The sequence below is a fragment of the [Muricauda] lutisoli (nom. illeg.) genome (genome assembly GCF_017313105.1).
GTDB lineage: Bacteria > Bacteroidota > Bacteroidia > Flavobacteriales > Flavobacteriaceae > Flagellimonas > Flagellimonas lutisoli.
In genome coordinates this window covers 659,671-677,089 of record NZ_JAFLND010000003.1, presented here as the reverse complement: position 1 = coordinate 677,089, position 17,419 = coordinate 659,671, and the positions used below count along the sequence as shown (strand labels likewise).

The 17,419-nt window shown below is 41.5% G+C and carries 18 protein-coding genes; 12 read left to right on the top strand and 6 right to left on the bottom strand.

The features are described from left to right. Nucleotides 1-59 precede the first annotated feature (59 nt). Genes J0X13_RS13980 through J0X13_RS13965 form a run of 4 tightly spaced genes read left to right on the top strand, consistent with a single transcriptional unit; the run spans nucleotide 60 to nucleotide 2,387 of the window. A complete protein-coding gene (locus tag J0X13_RS13980; RefSeq protein WP_207071998.1) occupies nucleotides 60-668 on the top strand; it encodes an LUD domain-containing protein in 609 nt (202 codons plus the stop codon). 4 nt (nucleotides 669-672) lie between these two features. Beyond that, nucleotides 673-1,476: a phosphatidate cytidylyltransferase gene (locus tag J0X13_RS13975; protein WP_207071997.1), complete on the top strand. Its 804-nt coding sequence runs from the start codon at nucleotides 673-675 to the stop codon at nucleotides 1,474-1,476. Beyond that, nucleotides 1,466-2,131, top strand: coding sequence for a phosphatidylserine decarboxylase family protein (locus tag J0X13_RS13970; RefSeq protein WP_207071996.1), 666 nt, complete (start codon nucleotides 1,466-1,468; stop codon nucleotides 2,129-2,131). Before J0X13_RS13975 ends, J0X13_RS13970 begins: the two co-directional genes overlap by 11 nt. Next, a complete protein-coding gene (locus J0X13_RS13965; RefSeq protein ID WP_207029780.1) occupies nucleotides 2,124-2,387 on the top strand; it encodes an acyl-CoA-binding protein in 264 nt (87 codons plus the stop codon). Before J0X13_RS13970 ends, J0X13_RS13965 begins: the two co-directional genes overlap by 8 nt. Here J0X13_RS13965 and J0X13_RS13960 read toward each other — a convergent pair. From J0X13_RS13960 to J0X13_RS13940, 5 genes are all read right to left on the bottom strand, one after another. Continuing rightward, the gene (locus J0X13_RS13960) at nucleotides 2,384-3,652 is read right to left on the bottom strand and encodes a sterol desaturase family protein (RefSeq protein ID WP_207071995.1); all 1,269 of its coding nucleotides are present in this window, start codon (nucleotides 3,650-3,652) and stop codon (nucleotides 2,384-2,386) included. The genes J0X13_RS13965 and J0X13_RS13960 overlap by 4 nt on opposite strands. Before the next feature lie 52 nt (nucleotides 3,653-3,704). Further along, nucleotides 3,705-4,538: a sugar phosphate nucleotidyltransferase gene (locus J0X13_RS13955; protein ID WP_242535738.1), complete on the bottom strand. Its 834-nt coding sequence runs from the start codon at nucleotides 4,536-4,538 to the stop codon at nucleotides 3,705-3,707. Nucleotides 4,539-4,543: 5 nt separating this feature from the next. Further along, nucleotides 4,544-5,596 (bottom strand): GHMP family kinase ATP-binding protein, encoded by a 1,053-nt coding sequence (locus tag J0X13_RS13950; protein WP_207071994.1) that lies wholly within the window; start codon nucleotides 5,594-5,596, stop codon nucleotides 4,544-4,546. Nucleotides 5,597-5,610: 14 nt separating this feature from the next. Next, nucleotides 5,611-6,999, bottom strand: a complete 1,389-nt coding sequence (locus J0X13_RS13945; RefSeq protein WP_207071993.1) for a Gfo/Idh/MocA family protein — start codon at nucleotides 6,997-6,999, stop codon at nucleotides 5,611-5,613. Between the two features lie 107 nt (nucleotides 7,000-7,106). Continuing rightward, the gene (locus tag J0X13_RS13940; RefSeq protein WP_207071992.1) at nucleotides 7,107-9,731 is read right to left on the bottom strand and encodes a valine--tRNA ligase; all 2,625 of its coding nucleotides are present in this window, start codon (nucleotides 9,729-9,731) and stop codon (nucleotides 7,107-7,109) included. A gap of 196 nt (nucleotides 9,732-9,927) precedes the next feature. Between J0X13_RS13940 and J0X13_RS13935 the strand changes: the two genes are divergently transcribed. Beyond that, a complete protein-coding gene (locus J0X13_RS13935; protein ID WP_390822340.1) occupies nucleotides 9,928-10,314 on the top strand; it encodes a DUF1573 domain-containing protein in 387 nt (128 codons plus the stop codon). Between the two features lie 62 nt (nucleotides 10,315-10,376). On the opposite strand, the gene J0X13_RS13930 is transcribed toward J0X13_RS13935, so the two are convergent. Further along, the gene (locus tag J0X13_RS13930) at nucleotides 10,377-11,681 is read right to left on the bottom strand and encodes an aspartyl protease family protein (protein ID WP_242535737.1); all 1,305 of its coding nucleotides are present in this window, start codon (nucleotides 11,679-11,681) and stop codon (nucleotides 10,377-10,379) included. A gap of 189 nt (nucleotides 11,682-11,870) precedes the next feature. Between J0X13_RS13930 and J0X13_RS13925 the strand changes: the two genes are divergently transcribed. The 7 genes from J0X13_RS13925 (at nucleotide 11,871) to lipA (ending at nucleotide 17,412) form a co-directional block, all read left to right on the top strand. After that, the gene (locus tag J0X13_RS13925) at nucleotides 11,871-13,064 is read left to right on the top strand and encodes a pyridoxal phosphate-dependent aminotransferase (RefSeq protein WP_207071990.1); all 1,194 of its coding nucleotides are present in this window, start codon (nucleotides 11,871-11,873) and stop codon (nucleotides 13,062-13,064) included. Beyond that, a complete protein-coding gene (murB, locus tag J0X13_RS13920) occupies nucleotides 13,061-14,077 on the top strand; it encodes a UDP-N-acetylmuramate dehydrogenase (protein ID WP_207071989.1) in 1,017 nt (338 codons plus the stop codon). Before J0X13_RS13925 ends, murB begins: the two co-directional genes overlap by 4 nt. A gap of 201 nt (nucleotides 14,078-14,278) precedes the next feature. Then, a complete protein-coding gene (locus tag J0X13_RS13915) occupies nucleotides 14,279-14,845 on the top strand; it encodes an RNA polymerase sigma factor (RefSeq protein WP_207029788.1) in 567 nt (188 codons plus the stop codon). Then, on the top strand, nucleotides 14,842-15,600 hold the full coding sequence (locus tag J0X13_RS13910; RefSeq protein WP_207071988.1) for an anti-sigma factor: 759 nt from the start codon (nucleotides 14,842-14,844) through the stop codon (nucleotides 15,598-15,600). Before J0X13_RS13915 ends, J0X13_RS13910 begins: the two co-directional genes overlap by 4 nt. Before the next feature lie 74 nt (nucleotides 15,601-15,674). Then, nucleotides 15,675-15,884: a membrane or secreted protein gene (locus tag J0X13_RS13905; protein ID WP_207071987.1), complete on the top strand. Its 210-nt coding sequence runs from the start codon at nucleotides 15,675-15,677 to the stop codon at nucleotides 15,882-15,884. Nucleotides 15,885-15,913: 29 nt separating this feature from the next. Further along, the gene (locus tag J0X13_RS13900; protein ID WP_207071986.1) at nucleotides 15,914-16,474 is read left to right on the top strand and encodes an RNA polymerase sigma factor; all 561 of its coding nucleotides are present in this window, start codon (nucleotides 15,914-15,916) and stop codon (nucleotides 16,472-16,474) included. 62 nt (nucleotides 16,475-16,536) lie between these two features. Then, nucleotides 16,537-17,412, top strand: a complete 876-nt coding sequence (lipA, locus tag J0X13_RS13895; protein WP_207071985.1) for a lipoyl synthase — start codon at nucleotides 16,537-16,539, stop codon at nucleotides 17,410-17,412. Nucleotides 17,413-17,419: the final 7 nt, after the last annotated feature.

Below are 17,419 nucleotides of genomic sequence, written 5' to 3'. Positions count from 1 at the left end.
TAGCAAAATCTAACCAAAAGAGTTATATTGATTCAGTAGAAAAGAACGCACAGCCATAAATGGGAGTTTTTAAAAAACTTTTCGGAGGAGGAAAAAAGGTTTCCAAGGAAACCACGGAAACCCGTGGTGAGCACATGCCCGATTTAAAGATTCCCGTAGATGAGAAATTTACCATCTACTTTAAAAAAAATGGGGGCAAATTTATCTACTGTGAAGATTTTGCAGAGGTTTCCGAAGCACTCAAAAACATTATCTCGGAAAATGATTGGCAAAACCATCTTTTCTATTCCATGGATCCAAGGTTGGAAACACGTTTTGCTTCGGAGAACATTAACTTCACCAATGACCGCAACGAAAGCGAGATTTTCTTTACAACCTGTGAGCATCTTGTTGCCCACAATGGTTCCATTTTGGTATGTTCCAATCAAATAAAGGAAAAGAAATTAAACGAACTCCCTTCCAACTTGGTGGTCTTTGCCACCACAAGTCAGTTAGTGGATTCCATAAGTGAAGCGCTCAAAATCATTAAAGAACGTTATCAAAAAAATATTCCCAATAACATTACCACATTAAAGCACTTTCAGCAAACTCCCGAAAACAAAGATGACTTTCTTTCCTACGGAAGTGCCTCAAAAAATGTATATCTTTTACTCCTAGAAGATTTCTAAATAAATGAGAGAGCTTTTGCGACGCTCCATAACAGGAGTGATTTACGTGGTACTTTTGCTAGGAGCGGTATTTTTGAGCTCGGATGCCTTCGACTTTTTATTCATGACCTTTGGTTTGGCATGTCTGTATGAATTCAAACGTATCGTTCGCTTAAAAGGATACTATATATTTTTGGCCTATTTGGCGTTATGGTGGGTCTTTATTTATTTGACCAATGACACAACCGCTATCAACCTTTTGATGCTGCTGACCATTACCGTGAACATCGCATTATTGATGTTCCTGTTCTCTAAAGGCCCCCGGAATTTCACCAGCTTACAGAAGTTTTTTATTGGGCTCTTCTACATTGGGGGCGGATGTATTTTTTTAACCATGATACCCTATAAGATTGATGAATTTGCCCAGTTTTTAATCATGGGCATCTTTATTTTGATATGGGTCAACGATACGTTTGCCTATTTAGTGGGGCGAACTTTTGGCCGTACAAAACTTTTTCCTTCAGTTTCACCAAAAAAAACCATTGAAGGTTCTGTAGGAGGTCTTATTTTTGCACTGGTAGCTGCCTATTTTTTATCGTGGTATGAAACAAGGCTCACGGTAATGGAATGGATGGCAATGGCCGGTTTAATAGTGATTGCAGGGAGTTTGGGCGATTTATTGGAGTCAAAATTCAAACGAATGGCAGGAGTAAAGGATAGCGGGGCTATTTTACCTGGGCATGGCGGAATTTGGGACCGACTGGATAGCTTGGTTTTTGCAGCACCTTTTGCTTATTTGATTTTAACTATATTCTCCTATGTTTCATAAAGAGGGGCAAAAAATTATCATCACCACATTTTTTTTAGTGGTAGCTGTGGTATTGACCGCACAATACTTCATTGATGTTGAATGGATTCGGCTTACGGTACAAATTGCTGCATTGTTGCTTTTGATAGCCATTCTGCAGTTTTTTAGGAACCCAAAAAGGTTGGTCACGCCCAATTTTGATGAAATATTGGCCCCAGTTGATGGAAAAGTAGTTGTAATCGAAGAGGTTTACGAGCCCGAATACTTTAAAGAGAACAGAAAGCAAGTATCCATATTCATGTCTCCCACCAATGTGCACGTTACAAGGTATCCGGCCAGTGGAACAGTTACCTATTCCAAATACCACCCCGGAAAATATTTGGTGGCATGGCACCCGAAATCCAGTACTGAAAACGAACGCACCACTATTATACTGCATACACCAAAATTCGGGGAAATCGGCTACAGACAAATAGCAGGAGCCATGGCACGTAGGATCGTAAACTATGCCGAAGAGGGCGAACAAGTTACTCAGGGCGATGACGCTGGATTCATAAAATTTGGGTCCAGAGTAGATTTGTTGTTACCGCTAGACTGTGATATCAACGTAAAACTCAATCAAAAAGTAGTTGGAGCACGCACTTGCATTGCTTCCGTTAGACCATTGGATGATTAACGAAGAATTACATAAAAGATTCAACGATGCCGTTAACTTTGTTAACGACTACACAGATCCATTGCCGGCCGATCTGTTACTAAAACTCTACGCCTACTTCAAAATTGCGAACAAAAACTTTGACAATCCAGGTAGTAGGACCCCCCTTATCAATGCATTCAAGGCAAATGCCCTTTTCCAAGCCAAGAGAATAAGTGTGGAAGAAGCCATGGAAAAATATGTGGAATTGGTGGAAAAAGAGCTGAAAACCCTCTAAGAAACCAGATTTGGGGCAGCAAACGATTTCTCGAAATACGTAAAATAGATAGCTCCAAAAATCGTCACCAAAAAATAAAGGGCCACCAAGTAGCTTGCCACCGAAAAATATGTGTCGATTCCAAACCAATCGTTGGTCACATAGATAAGCACCAATCCCCCCACTCCTCGAATTACTTCAATCCAAACCGCATAATTCTTGCGATCCATAAGGGTTGTATATCCGTAAATGCCGACAAAAATAAACGCACCGAAAAGCAAAAGGCCATCAAAACCAATATCCGAGTAACTGTAAAACATAAATAGCATTAAAAAGGTGGTGATGATCAACTGAAAGAGTGCATACACCTTTAAAGACGTAGACGTCTCGGGTTGATATTTTCGAAAGTCATACACGTTCTCTATAATGTCAACAGGATATTTTTCCTTTACATCTTTAGGTCGCCAACCTGTGGGCATAAACCAAATCCGTAGTTTGTCCCGGTAGCTTTTGGTCCTCCATGCATCTTGTATCAACCGCCATAAATGCTGAAAGTTGATAATTATGGGATTCCAGGTATTTGCCGGTTTTAACACGCCGTATTGCGGAGGCACCTCATCCAACTCCTCCTGAAAGGTTCCGAACATCCTATCCCAGACACAAAATATCTGCCCAAGGTTCTTATCGATGTACTCTGGATTAATGGCATGATGTACCCGATGTTGTGACGGGGTCACGATCACATACTCCAAAACCCCCATTTTACCGATATGCTGGGTATGGTACCAAAACTGAGCAAACAAATGGATGGGAGCAAGTATCGCTATCACTTGGTTGGGAACACCCAAAAGTGCGGCAGGAATCAATAAAAGTGCATAATACCCCAACAAATTTGAAATGGGCTGCCTAAGCGCACATGCCAGATTAAACTCTTCACTACTATGATGAATCACATGCTGGTTCCAAAAAAAATTGATATGATGGCTCAGCCTATGGTTCCAATAGCCGGCAAAATCCAGAGCAATAAAGGCCACTGCCCAAACTAACCAGGTAGCCTTTATTTCCACCAAGGCCAAATGCTCCAGTAAAAAGGGATAGCTTACCAAAATAAGCACCAGCCCCAGAGAATCCTTTACTACATTGGTCAGCCCAGAACTAAGACTACTCACGGTGTCCATGAGATTGTGTTTCTGATCTTTTACAAACCGACCGTAAAGAATTTCAATCAATACTAAGCCAATAAAAAACGGTGTAGCATATAACAATGCTGTTGCATACGATTCCATTTCAAAAATTTACGCTTTGCTCAATGCAAGAATGGGATTAGGTGCCTTTAAGTTACTTTAAATTTTTAAATAACTGAATATCGTTGGCATCCGTTAAATCAGGAATATGCTCGGAGCGAGGTATACACAGGACGCTTTGCGATTGTTCGGCAACCAAGTTGGCAACCGCTTTAGGCAATTCCTTTTCGTTGCGTACAGGGTCGATAGGACATTTTTGTAAATAGGAATAGATTTCCTTCCCGGAAAAACTGAAAATGTTCATGCTAACCCTTAGCTCACCTGAGGCATCTTTATATTTGGGAACATCTTCCACGTCTGGTTTTTCAATGATTTTTTGCAGATAACCCTCCGAGGAAATATCCATTACGGCAAACTTCGCAATGCGCTCCTCGGTATAATCAAAACCCGAACTGCCATAACTGATCAAGGCATGGGGAGCTTTTCTATCTTCCCTTAAATCTTGCAAAGCACCAATGGAGTATAAATTGTCCCCATTGCAAACCGTAAACGTTGTTTGCTTCAATTCTGGATACTGATCCAAACATTGTTGAAGGGCATCAGCGGTGCCCAATGGTTTTGTCCTTCCATCCGGCACCGATTGCACGGCCAAGAAAACCTCCAATCCGGTTGGAAGACCGCCTTGCTCTTTCAAATTTCTAAAAGCCTCATTTTCAGGGCTGGTGATCAAATATAGTTTGGTGTATCCTGCTTCCACAGCATTCTGAACCAAATAGTATAAAAAGGGCCTCCCATATTCCCCAACGGGAATTAAACTTTTATGGGGGATATTGTCCATAACACCTTTTTGATCTTCTCTATCTTTTAGGCTTCGCTTCATACGTGAAGATGCACCACCCACCATTATGATCAAACTTATATTCTCCATTATAATCAACTTGTTAATTCTACTGTGTAGACCGCCTTGGCACCCTTGTCCAAAAACGCCTTTTTTACCTTTTCCTCAATATCGTCCGTGATTATGGACACCATACAGCCACCACCCCCCGAACCAATGATTTTAGTTCCTACCGCCCCCGCACTGCGTGCAGCATCCATCATCTCCATCATTTCAAAAGGTGTATTTTTAATTTCATTTTGAAGAATGGTCTGGTGTTGGTTCATTAAATCTCCCAAAACTTGGATATCGGGATTCGGCTTCAACAACTCCTTTTTTGCTTCCAAGGTAATGTGATAGTTATAAATAGTAGCGTACCAATACCCCTGAAGCTTCTTGGGCACCAGATTGACATATTTTTCATAATCCTCCAAGGTGGCATGTTCCAGTTCAAACTCTGAATGAACACTTTTGACGGCCGCCGTAGCTTTTTGGGCATATACCCGGGCATTCTTTAATACCTCCAAGGTTTTTTTGGGCACTCCAGACTCTGCCACCAGCAATTTTCCTATTTTGGCATTGAGACGAGTACTTTCACCACTCTGGGTATCAATATAGAGTAATCCTTTTTGTGCTATAGTATATTGATCCATTAAACCTCCAGGCTGATCAAAGAACAGCACTTCGGCCTCATACGCCCATCTCCCGATTTGAAAGTCGCTTATTTCTTCTGACTTTCCTTGCGCAGCTACCAAAAAACGTATCCATGCCACAACTAGCGCGGAAGAACTGGAAAGTCCGGCATTTACAGGAATGTTCCCCGATATTTCGATATCGTAACCCTGATCAAACTGAAAACCTTCTTTTTTTAAAACGGCCATAACGGACCTAAAATAATCATCGGCTTGAATTTGCTTTAAATCATCGTTCAACGCAATGGATGTATTCGCTTTAAGGTCCAATAACTTTAAAAGATATATCCTATCGGTATTTGGGCTTGCCTTTAAATTGATGTAGCGATCAATGGTCCCGGCGATAACTGGCAATCCCAAATAATCCTGATGATCCCCGTAAAAACAGATTCGAGCGGGTACTTTTATTTCAATCATTGGTTACAGTCTGCTTAACTTATAATTTGCAACGGTTCGGTATCCTTCCAATTGCCTCGTGTAAAATCGGGGAAAGGCTGTGGTGCACCGCCACTGGCCACCGAACGTTCACTCAATGGGGAAACTGCACTCCATAGGCACCCTTCGTAAACATTCTGGTCCAAAGGCAATCCTTTTTGTAGGCACTCTACTATGCGATACACCATGATTCCGTCCATTCCTCCATGCCCACTGCCCCTGGCTGCTTCATTTAGCCGTTTATAGAGCGGGTGATCATATTTTTCGTATAATTTTTCGAGCTGCTCACCTTGTACCCAAGAGTGGTGATCTTCTGTAAGTCCTTCCACACCACCTTCTAAAGCTACTCGGGTTGGAAACCCAGCTAAAATACCTTTGGTTCCCTGCACCAAATTCAGTCGGGAATAGGGTCTAGGACTGGTTTCATCCCACTGTACCATAATGGTTTTTCCCATGGTTGTTTTAATGATGGATGTATTCAAGTCCCCACCTTTAAAATCGAGTTGATTCCATTTATGATCGGCCGGATAATTTTTCTCAGCGTATAACTCTCGTCCTCTTGCCGGAGTAGAGAATGAAACCAAGCTACCAAAAGTATCATCTTGTCTTGCCAAGTTCATGTATTGGGCAACAGGTCCCAAACCATGGGTCGGGTATAAATTCCCGTTTCTTTTGGCATAGTGGTATGTTCTCCAAGAGCCCGTACCTCTTTCTTGTTCTTCCATTTGCCAACGCAATTCGTGGATATAGGCAGCTTCGCCATGCAAGATCTCTCCAATTACGCCTTGTCGGCACATATTAAGGAACATCAGTTCATCTCGGCTGTAGTTAACGTTCTCCAACATCATACAATGCTTTTGGGTACGTTCACTGGCATCCACTATGTCCCACATATCCTGAATGGTGGTAGCTATAGGGACCTCAACAAAGGCATGGGCCCCATTTTCCATGGCACCAATGGCCATCGGTGCATGATTGGCCCAATTGGTAGCGATAAACACCACATCGGGGTTTACTTCTTTAAGCATGGTTCGCCATTTATCCTCATCACCCCAGTATTGAGCTATATTTTTATGTCGACTTTCTCCCGCGGCGTCCTTTACCCATTGCGTCTTTTCTTTTACCAAATCCTCATAAAGATCACAGATAGCGACTACCTCTGTCCCTTCCAAAGCGGCAAAAAACTTGGCATGGGTCCCCCCTCTGGCTCCTACTCCAATAAAAGCAGCACGAACGTTTTCCAATTTAGGTGCAGCAAATCCGCCCATATAGGTTGAATAAAGAGGTCTCTCTACATTGGCTTTTAAATAGGTGGGAGCTATCGAAACGGCAGCGGCGGTCAATGAAGTTTTTTGGATAAAACTTCTTCTATCGAGGTTTTTCATGGATCCTGAAATCAATTGGTTATTATGCCTCCCAAAGTATGAAAAATAAAAAGAAAAGGGAAGCTCACACTTCCCTTTTCAAAATCAATATACTATGTGCTTTTCGGTTATTGCAAACTTGCCAAACTCTTCTCCAATGTTTCAATCTTGGCTTCGGCATCGGCAGCCTTTTTCCGTTCCATGGCCACTACCTTTTCCGGTGCATTGTTCACAAAACGCTCGTTGCTCAACTTCTTTTCCACCGATTTTAAAAATCCTTTGGTATAATTGAGCTCTTCCGTAATCTTGGCGATTTCCGCTTCAACGTCAATGGCACCGCTTATCGGAATAAAGTATTCGTTACTCTTTACCCGAAATGTAAGGGCTCCCTCCAAACTAGCATCAACCGCTTCCATTTTTGATAGGTTTCCTAATTTGAGGATAATGGTATCCATCTGCGAACCTATGCCCTCGGCATTTAACATGAAGAGTTCCAACGCATCCTTTTGAGGGATGTTCTTTTCCTTTCTGATAGTACGAATCCCTGAAATTACCTCAGAAGCAAATTCAAAATCTGCAATCAAGGTCGAGTCCACTTCCTTTGTATCGGGCCACTGGGCAACGATCAAAGCATCCTCTGGGGTACGCTCGGCTATATGCTGCCAAACTTCCTCCGTTAAGAACGGCATAAATGGATGCAACAACTTCAAGTTTTCTTCAAAAAGTTCCAAAACCTCATTGTACGTTTTTTTGTCGATAGGCTTTTGATACTCAGGTTTCACAATCTCCAACAACCAAGAACAGAAATCATCCCATACCAATTTATAGGTAGTCATCAGGGCATCGGAAATACGGTATTTGGAGAAATGATCTTCAATATCGACCAAAGTTTGATTAAACTTGGCCTTGTACCACTCAATTCCCTTTTGAGCCGCTTCAGGCTGCGGAATATCAGCTACTTCCCATCCTTTAACCAATCGGAAGGCATTCCATATTTTATTTGCAAAGTTGGCTCCTTGCTGGCAAAGGGCCTCATCAAACAACAAATCGTTCCCGGCCGCGGAACTCAACAAAAGTCCTACACGAACCCCATCTGCCCCAAAATCCGATATCAACTGCAAGGCATCGGGGGAGTTCCCCAAGGACTTGGACATTTTCCGACGCTGTTTATCTCGCACCAATCCGGTGAGATATACGTTTTCAAAAGGTCTTTTTCCTCTGTATTCGTAACCGGCCATGATCATTCTGGCTACCCAGAAGAACAGAATATCGGGTCCCGTGACCAGATCGCTGGTCGGATAATAATAATTCACCTCCTTATTATCTGGCTCCAAGATTCCACCGAAAACACTAATGGGCCATAACCAAGATGAGAACCAGGTATCCAATACATCGGAATCTTGGCGTAAATCGGATAGTTGGATATTTGGATTCTTGGCCTTTGCCAGTTCCAATGCTTCTTCTGGAGTTTCGGCAACAACAAAATCCTCTTTACCATCACCATAATAGTAAGCAGGAATTTGTTGTCCCCACCACAATTGGCGCGAAATGTTCCAATCACGGATGTTTTCCATCCAATGGCGGTAGGTATTCTCGAATTTAGAAGGGTACAACTTTATATCCTTGGTTTCCAAAACTCCTTCAATGGCGGGTTTTGCCAGATTTTCCATTTTAAGGAACCATTGATCGGACAATCGCGGTTCGATTACCGCTTTTGTCCTTTCAGAGGTGCCCACTTTGTTGGTATGCCGCTCTGTCTTTACCAGATACCCTTTCTCTTCAAGCTCTTTCGAGATTTCTTTGCGCACCACAAAACGGTCCTTTCCCTCGTAGTGAAGCCCAAAAGAGTTTAAGGTGGCATCTTCGTTAAAAATATCGACCACCTCCAGGTTGTGCTTATCTCCAAGGTTTTTATCGTTCTCGTCGTGAGCAGGTGTGACTTTTAGGCATCCTGTACCAAACTCAACATCCACATATTCATCCTCAATAATAGGAATTACCCTATCGCAAATGGGTACAATGGCCTTTTTGCCGCGTAAGTGATGATATCTTTCGTCATTTGGATTGATACAAATGGCCGTATCTCCCAAAATAGTCTCTGGACGGGTGGTGGCAATGGTCACTTTTTCATCAGAACCTTCAATCGCATAAGACAAGTAATACAACTTACCTTGGCGTTCTTCATATATCACCTCCTCATCAGAAAGAGTGGTCTTAGCCTCAGGGTCCCAGTTCACCATTCGGTACCCTCTATATATCAAACCTTTGTTATATAAATCAACAAAAACCTTAATTACCGAGGCTGACATATCGTCGTCCATAGTGAATTTGGTGCGGTCCCAGTCACAAGAACAACCCAGTTTCTTCAATTGTTGTAAAATGACACCCCCATATTCGTTGGTCCAATCCCAGGCGTGTTTTAGAAATTCATCACGCGACAATTTTGACTTGTCGATTCCATCTGCTTTAAGCTTGGCCACAACTTTAGCCTCCGTGGCTATGGAAGCGTGGTCCATTCCAGGTACCCAACAGGCGTTTTTCCCCAAGAGTCTGGCTCTTCGGATAAGCACATCTTGAATGGTATTATTTAGCATATGACCCATATGGAGTACCCCCGTGACGTTTGGAGGGGGTATTACTATGGTGTATGGCTCCCTTTCATCTGGTTTGGAACTAAAGTAATTATGCTCGGACCAGTAGGCATACCAATGTTCTTCGACCCTTTTTGGGTCATATTTTGATGGAATTTCCATTTTTCGGTACAGTTTTTGTTTTATTGGACTGTGATTGGTTTTTTGAAGGGAAGCTAAATGTTAATTTTACGCTATTCTTCGGATTAGAGCCAATCCAGAAATACGAAACAAAAATAAGTAACGTTATTCTATAACAAAAGAATTTTGGATGCAGGTATCAAAACATCTACATTTGAAGTTCACCCAAAAACCAAAAATGATGAAAAAAACTGTACTCATGCTGTTTGTAGGGCTTTTATCCTTAGGGGTATATGCTCAAGAGACTGCTAAAATCGAATTTAAGAGCGAGACCATTGATTACGGAGAAATCGAAAGAGGTAGTGATGGTGTTCGTGTTTTTGAGTTTACCAACACAGGAAATGTTCCTTTAGTGATCAGTAATGTTAGGTCCAGCTGTGGATGTACAATTCCCAAAAAGCCAGAAGAACCTATCATGCCTGGTAAAACCGGTCAAATCGAAGTGAAATATGATACCAACAGAGTTGGCCCAATAAGAAAGGCAATTACTGTTACATCGAATGCAGATACTCCTACGAAAGTTCTTAAAATAAAAGGAACCGTAAAAAATCCTGGAGCGAAGTAAGCGAAAAAATATATATATATTTAAAAGCCCCGCAACCATTTACTTGCGGGGCTTTTTATATGTTAATCGTCGTCGAACATCTTTTTGAGCACAAAGGTGAACAACAAATCAGTATTATACCTTTCTATAAGCACCCTAATTCGTTTGCCTTCTTTCTCGTTGAGCATTTTCAGAATTTCCTGAAGCTTATATTTATGTACTTTTCTGCCATTAACGGCCAAAATAACATCACCTTTCTGTAGGCCAGCTTCTTCAGCGGGACTGCCCGCACGAATACCGGAAACCACGATTTCCGGGACCAGACTTAACCGGGTTTTATTTTCCAATAAAATCTGAACGTTACCAAAAGTATCGCTGCCATCTTCTTCTTTTACGATACCGTTGACATCCGCAATACTTTCAGCTATATAGCGCAAGCCATTATGCTGTAGGTCTATACCTGCCAAATTGTATTGAAAAGGGTCTTTGAAGTTTCCATTCTTTTTTAACGTAACCAATCCCCGGGCATAATCGAATACCATATTAAAACGCTTGAGTACTTCTCCCCCAAGGCTTCCATTGCGGTCTCCCAAACTATCCATACCCTGAAAAGACTCTCGATAAGGGAAAGCTACTTTAGCCTCGTCCAACTCAAAACCACCTATTCGAACTCCATTGATTTTACTGCGTTTTCCAAAGATATCTCCACTCAACCCCCTGCCTAAATGGTCTTCATAGTTCTTTTCTGGTATTGCCAATCCTTTATCCGGCTCCGGAAAAAGCCACAAGGCATCACTACTTCCTGTATCCACCAACAATTTCACGGGCACATTTGCCGTGTCCTTCATTAAAACCATTCCTTCCACATAAGCTTTTCTTTTTTCTATGGTAAGAGGAATGGTCTGTGTTTTTCTGCTATCCCTGTACTTATAATGTTTTGGGTTGTGCAATTTCAATTTTCTAGAAGAATAATTCACCTCAACAACAAAATCTCTGAACAGATCATATCCCATAATTCCATGTACAGGAATTCCCAAGGATGTTGAAAAATTGATTTCCCTATCCAGAACCACATAAAGATCTTGCGAAAAGTTTTTGGCTTTTCCCAGTTTAAAGGCATTACCCTTAGAGCTTAATGCTTTCATTGGCTCTCCCCCACCAAGGCCTCGAATGGTAACCTCGGATACATTATTGATTGGAATTGAGTCCGATTCGGATAGATTGAAAAGAATAGGTTTACTCACGCCGGAATCCAAAATAAAGGTGAGTTCCGTGCCATTGATCTCGACAGGAATAATGATCAGGTTATTGATCAGTTCAAATTTTATCTTTTGGAATTTTTCACCTTCGGGCAATTGATACCCTTGTGCCATAACAAACAATGGCATCAATAAAAGAAGTGCAAAAAAGATGATATTTTTCCTCAACATACTTAATTTCAATACATCATACCTATTAAATATACAAATTAAGATGCAAACCTGATATTAATTTAACATTTCGATAAGCAAGTAATTATTCTTTAAAGTTGTTGTTTTCGATAGTTGGTTTTCTCATTTTTGCCAAAACTTTAGCTCATGCCAAGTATCTCACATAAAGGGACACAAATGCCCGCTTCGCCCATTCGCAAATTGGTACCATATGCGGAAGCTGCCAAAAAAAGGGGAACCCATGTAATCCACCTTAATATTGGACAGCCTGACATTAAAACTCCGAAGGTAGCGCTAGATGCTGTAAGGAATCACAATATTGAAGTGCTTGAATATAGCATGACCCAAGGTTCTGAACAGTATCGCCAAAAAATAGCGGCCTATTACGCCAAACAGGACATTTTTGTTGACGCCGAAGATATTATTGTAACTACGGGGGGTTCCGAAGCACTGTCATTTACCATGGGAACCATTATGGACAACGATGATGAAATTATCATTCCGGAGCCATTTTATGCCAATTATAATGGATTTGCCACCGCTGCAGGGGTTAAAGTAAAACCTATTGCATCGTCTATAGAAAATAATTTTGCCCTTCCTCCTATTTCCAAGTTTGAAGAACTTATCACACCTAAAACAAAAGCCATCTTAATTTGCAATCCTGGAAACCCAACTGGATACCTATACAGTAAAGAAGAAATACATCAATTGGCCGAGTTGGTGAAAAAACATAATCTTTTCCTTGTTGCTGATGAAGTTTACCGAGAATTCACCTATGACGGCAGGGAACATTATTCCATTTTACAAGTGGAAGGATTGGAAGAGCATGCCATTGTGGTCGACTCTGTTTCCAAGCGTTATAGTATGTGCGGTGCAAGAATCGGCTGTTTAATCTCTAAAAACACCGAGGTAATCGGTACTGCAATGAAGTTTGCACAAGCGCGACTATCGCCGCCAACTTTTGCTCAAATTGCGAGCGAGGCGGCCTTGGAAACTCCCCAGGAATATTTTGATGCCATAATCGAGGAATATGTTTCCAGACGGAACCTCTTAATTACCGAACTCAATAAACTGGAAGGTGTTAAGGTGGCCACACCGCAGGGTGCGTTTTACTGTGTTGCCGAACTACCTATCGAAGATGCCGACCACTTTGCACAATGGTTGTTGGAAAGTTTTGAGGTCGATGGAAAAACCGTGATGGTTGCTCCAGCAGCTGGCTTTTACGCAACACCGGGTCTTGGAAAAAATCAGATAAGAATTGCCTATGTGCTCGAAAAAGAGCAACTTGTAAAGGCTGTCCAAATTTTGGGCAAGGCCTTAACCGAGTACAACGCCCAGTGAACATTCAGGAAAACATATCCTTAAAAAGCTACAATACCTTTGGTATTGATGTTAAAGCACGGTTTTTTGTAGAAATAACCGGACTGGTACAACTTCAAAAAGCACTGGAACTCAAGGCATACCCCAAAAAATTCATCATCAGTGGTGGCAGCAATATGTTGCTGACCAAGGACATTGACGCACTGGTGATGCACATCCAACTTAAAGGCATTACCGTTGTTGAGGAAGATGAGGATACCGTTGAAGTAAAAGTTATGGCCGGCGAAAATTGGCACGAACTGGTGATGTGGAGTTTGGAGCAAGGATACGGTGGATTGGAAAATCTTTCGTTGATTCCCGGTAATGTGGGCACGGCACCCATTCAAAACATCGGTGCCTACGGTGTGGAACTAAAAGATGTCTTTGTAAGCTGTGCTGCCATGGATGTAAAAACCGGAGAACTGGAAGGTTTTGACAACGAAGCCTGCCAGTTTGGTTACAGGGATTCTATTTTTAAGAACAAGCTGAAAGGTAAATATATCATCACTTCAGTTGTTCTAAAATTGACCAAAAAAGACCATGTGCTGCACACGGGTTATGGTTCCATCGAAAATGAACTGAAGAACAAAGGAATCATTCATCCGACCATAAAGGACATTTCCAATGCAGTAATCGATATTCGAAGAAGCAAATTGCCGGACCCGAAGGAAATTGGGAACAGTGGTAGTTTTTTTAAAAACCCCATCATTTCCAAAAAAACCTTTGATAAATTCATTAAAAAAAATCCCAACGCCCCTTTTTATGAGGTAGATGATAATCAATATAAAATACCTGCAGGGTGGCTCATAGAACAATGCGGTTTTAAAGGCAAAAGGTTCGGTGATGCCGGAGTACACGAAAAGCAAGCATTGGTTTTAGTTAATTACGGCAATGCGACGGGCAAAGAAATTCTTTTCTTGGCCAAAAAGATCCAGGAGGAAGTGCAAAAAATATTCAAGATAAAAATCCAGCCAGAGGTAAACATAATAAAATAACCCTCGCATTGAAATCAATAACGAGGGTTATACCAAACCAAACTAACCAAATTTATATATGTCATCAGGGCTGTAAAACCCTTTATTTGTTGCTAAATCCGCTAAACAAAATGCTTTTTCTGTCTTAGCTTTGTTTTATATACGAGATAAATCCTATTTTAGATTTTGGCCCCACAAAAAATTTTACCAAAAGCACCATAAATGAGCACATTGATCGAGAGACATATTGTTTCACTCCTAGCCGAAAAGGACGATAAGGCCATTTCCCTTCTCTACGAAAACTATGGAGACACGCTCTTTGGGGTTGCCTATAAAGTGGTTAAAGACGAAGATTTGGCCCAAGATGTACTTCAGGAAAGTTTTATCAAAATCTGGAAAAAAGCAGATACTTACGACCCTTCAAAGGCCAAACTTTTTACTTGGTTGTTCCGAATTACCCGAAATACAGCCATAGATAAGTTAAGAAGTGTCACCAATAAATCGGACAAAGAGATCCAAATCGACGTTTCGGACGTATATAATGTTGGAGTAAAGAGTATAAATCCCGAACATCTGGACATCCAAGATAACTTGGACAAAATCGAAGATAAGTATAGGATTGTTCTTGAAGCCCTGTTTTTTGAGGGAATGACGCAGCAGGAGGCAAGTGATGAATTGGATATTCCCTTGGGAACCATAAAGTCCAGATTAAAAATCGGACTTAGGGAGCTTGGAAAGATTTACGGTACAACTATGTCTTTGCTTCTGTTATTAAACCTATTATCATGAAAGAGAAAGTTAAAATATTTTTAGAATCCGACATCTTGGAAAAGTATCTTTTGGGAGATACTACAAAAGAAGAGTCTCAAAAGGCCGAGAGGTATATTGCCATGTATCCTGAGGTAAGGGAAACATACGATACGCTTCAAAAAAACTTGGAGACCTTTGCCAACTTGTATGCCAAAAAGACCCCTGAAGGTCTAAAAGAAGTAATTCTTGCCAGTGCCAAGAAAGAAAGTGTGGTGAGCAAAAGATTCATGCGCTATGCTGTCGCAGCAAGTATCGCCATTATGATCTTCGCCGGTTCCTCCCTTTTCTTCTGGAACCAGAACAAGAATTTACAAGAAGAAAATACCATGGTCACAAACCAAATCAAGTATTTGGAAAACAACATGAAGGACCAGTTGGCCGACATGAGAAACCAATTTATCGTTCTCAACAATCCCGCCACCAAAAAGTATCAAGTTAAGGGTGAACGTGAGGCCAAAGAACTCAAGGCCATTGCATACATCAACCCCGTAAAAAAACTATCGTACATCAACGTGAGCAATGTTCCGGAACTTCCAGAGAACAAATGTTTCCAGATGTGGGCCGAAGTCAACGGTGAATTGGTCAACTTAGGGGTCATCAAAAATTTTGATGAAAAAGATAAGCTCCTTGCCCTTCCCTACGCCGATAATGCCGTAGGTTACATTACCATAGAACCAGAAGGTGGAAACAACACCCCTTCGGTGGACAACATCGTTGCCAACATCAAATATTAAGGTTCAATTTAAAGAAACCTTAAACGGGCTACCCTTTAGCAAGGTATTTTGTACCTTTGCGTAAAAGTTGAAATATGAAGTTAGCATTAGTTACCATTGGATTGTTGGCACTTGCTTTTGCAGGAATCGCCATCAAAATCTGGGGAAAAAAGAACGGTGAGTTTGCTGGAACATGCGCAAGTCAAAGCCCCTTTTTAAACAAGGATGGCGAAGCTTGTGGTTTTTGTGGTAAACTTCCCGAAGAACAAGATTGTAAAAAAGACACCGTTACCAACACCCAATAATTCGTAATTTTTCAGGTAAGACTCATTTTTTGGAAAAAACCGACGATTCCATCAAGGAGATTATACAAAAGGCAAAAGAAGGAAACCAAATTGCCTTTAGCACGCTTCTTGACACTTTTTGGAACGATGTTTACGGTTTTCAATTACTTCGTACAAAAAATGAGAACGACGCGGAGGATATCACCATAAGAACCTTTTCCAGGGCGTTCGGTAAAATTGACACTTACGACGAAAATTACGAGTTCAAGACTTGGCTCATTACCATATCCAAAAATCTTCATGTAGACCTTTTGCGAAAAAGAAAGAGAAGTCTAATGAACGAAATGGAATCCCGTGGCGACGAGGTAAAAAGAGTATTGGACGAAACTCCCACAGTGGAAGACCGTCTGATCACAGAGCAAAACCTTGCACACCTGCTGCAGGACATCAAAAAATTGAAGCCGCACTACCAAAAGGTCATCAACCTTCGGTATTTTCAGGAAATGAGCTATGCCGATATCGCCAAAGAACTCAACGAGCCCGTTAACAATATCAAAGTAAAACTGCTCCGTGCCAAAAAGCTATTGGCGGAAATCATCAAAAAAAAGTGACCCCTTTCGAGGCATTAAGTTTCTTTCACAGTTTCGTATCTTTGTAAATCTAAATTAGTTGTATGAGCACAAGCGTAGCAGAAAATGTTCTTCCACCTAAAGGGAAACCAAAATGGCTAAGGGTCAAGCTCCCAACGGGCAAAAAATACACCCAGCTTAGAGGACTCGTGGACAAATATGACCTTAATACCATTTGTACCTCCGGGAGTTGCCCGAACATGGGTGAATGCTGGGGAGAAGGTACGGCTACTTTTATGATTTTAGGCAACATCTGTACCCGCTCTTGTGGATTTTGCGGTGTTAGGACAGGTCGACCTGAAACCGTGGACTGGGCAGAGCCAGAAAAAGTGGCCCGCTCCATAAAAATCATGAACATAAAACATGCCGTGCTCACATCGGTAGATAGGGACGACCTTAAGGATATGGGCTCCATCATTTGGGCAGAAACGGTTAAAGCAGTCCGAAGAATGAATCCGGAGACCACCATGGAAACCCTTATCCCTGACTTCCAAGGAATATCCACACACTTGGATAGAATAATAAAAGTAGCTCCGGAAGTGATTTCCCACAACATGGAAACCGTTAAAAGACTGACTCGAGAAGTTAGAATCCAGGCCAAATACGAAAGAAGCCTTGAAGTGCTGGACTATTTGAAGAAAAATGGAGCAAATAGAACCAAATCAGGTATCATGCTCGGCCTTGGTGAAGAAGAAAACGAGGTCATCACCACAATGGAAGACCTCAGAAAAGTTGATGTTGATGTAATCACCATTGGACAATACCTACAACCATCCAAAAAACATTTGCCCGTAAAACAATTTATTTTACCGGAGCAGTTCAAAAAATATGAAGAAATAGGGTTGGAAATGGGCTTTAGGCATGTGGAAAGTGGAGCCTTGGTTCGATCATCGTACAAAGCTCACAAACACATACACTAGCTCAATC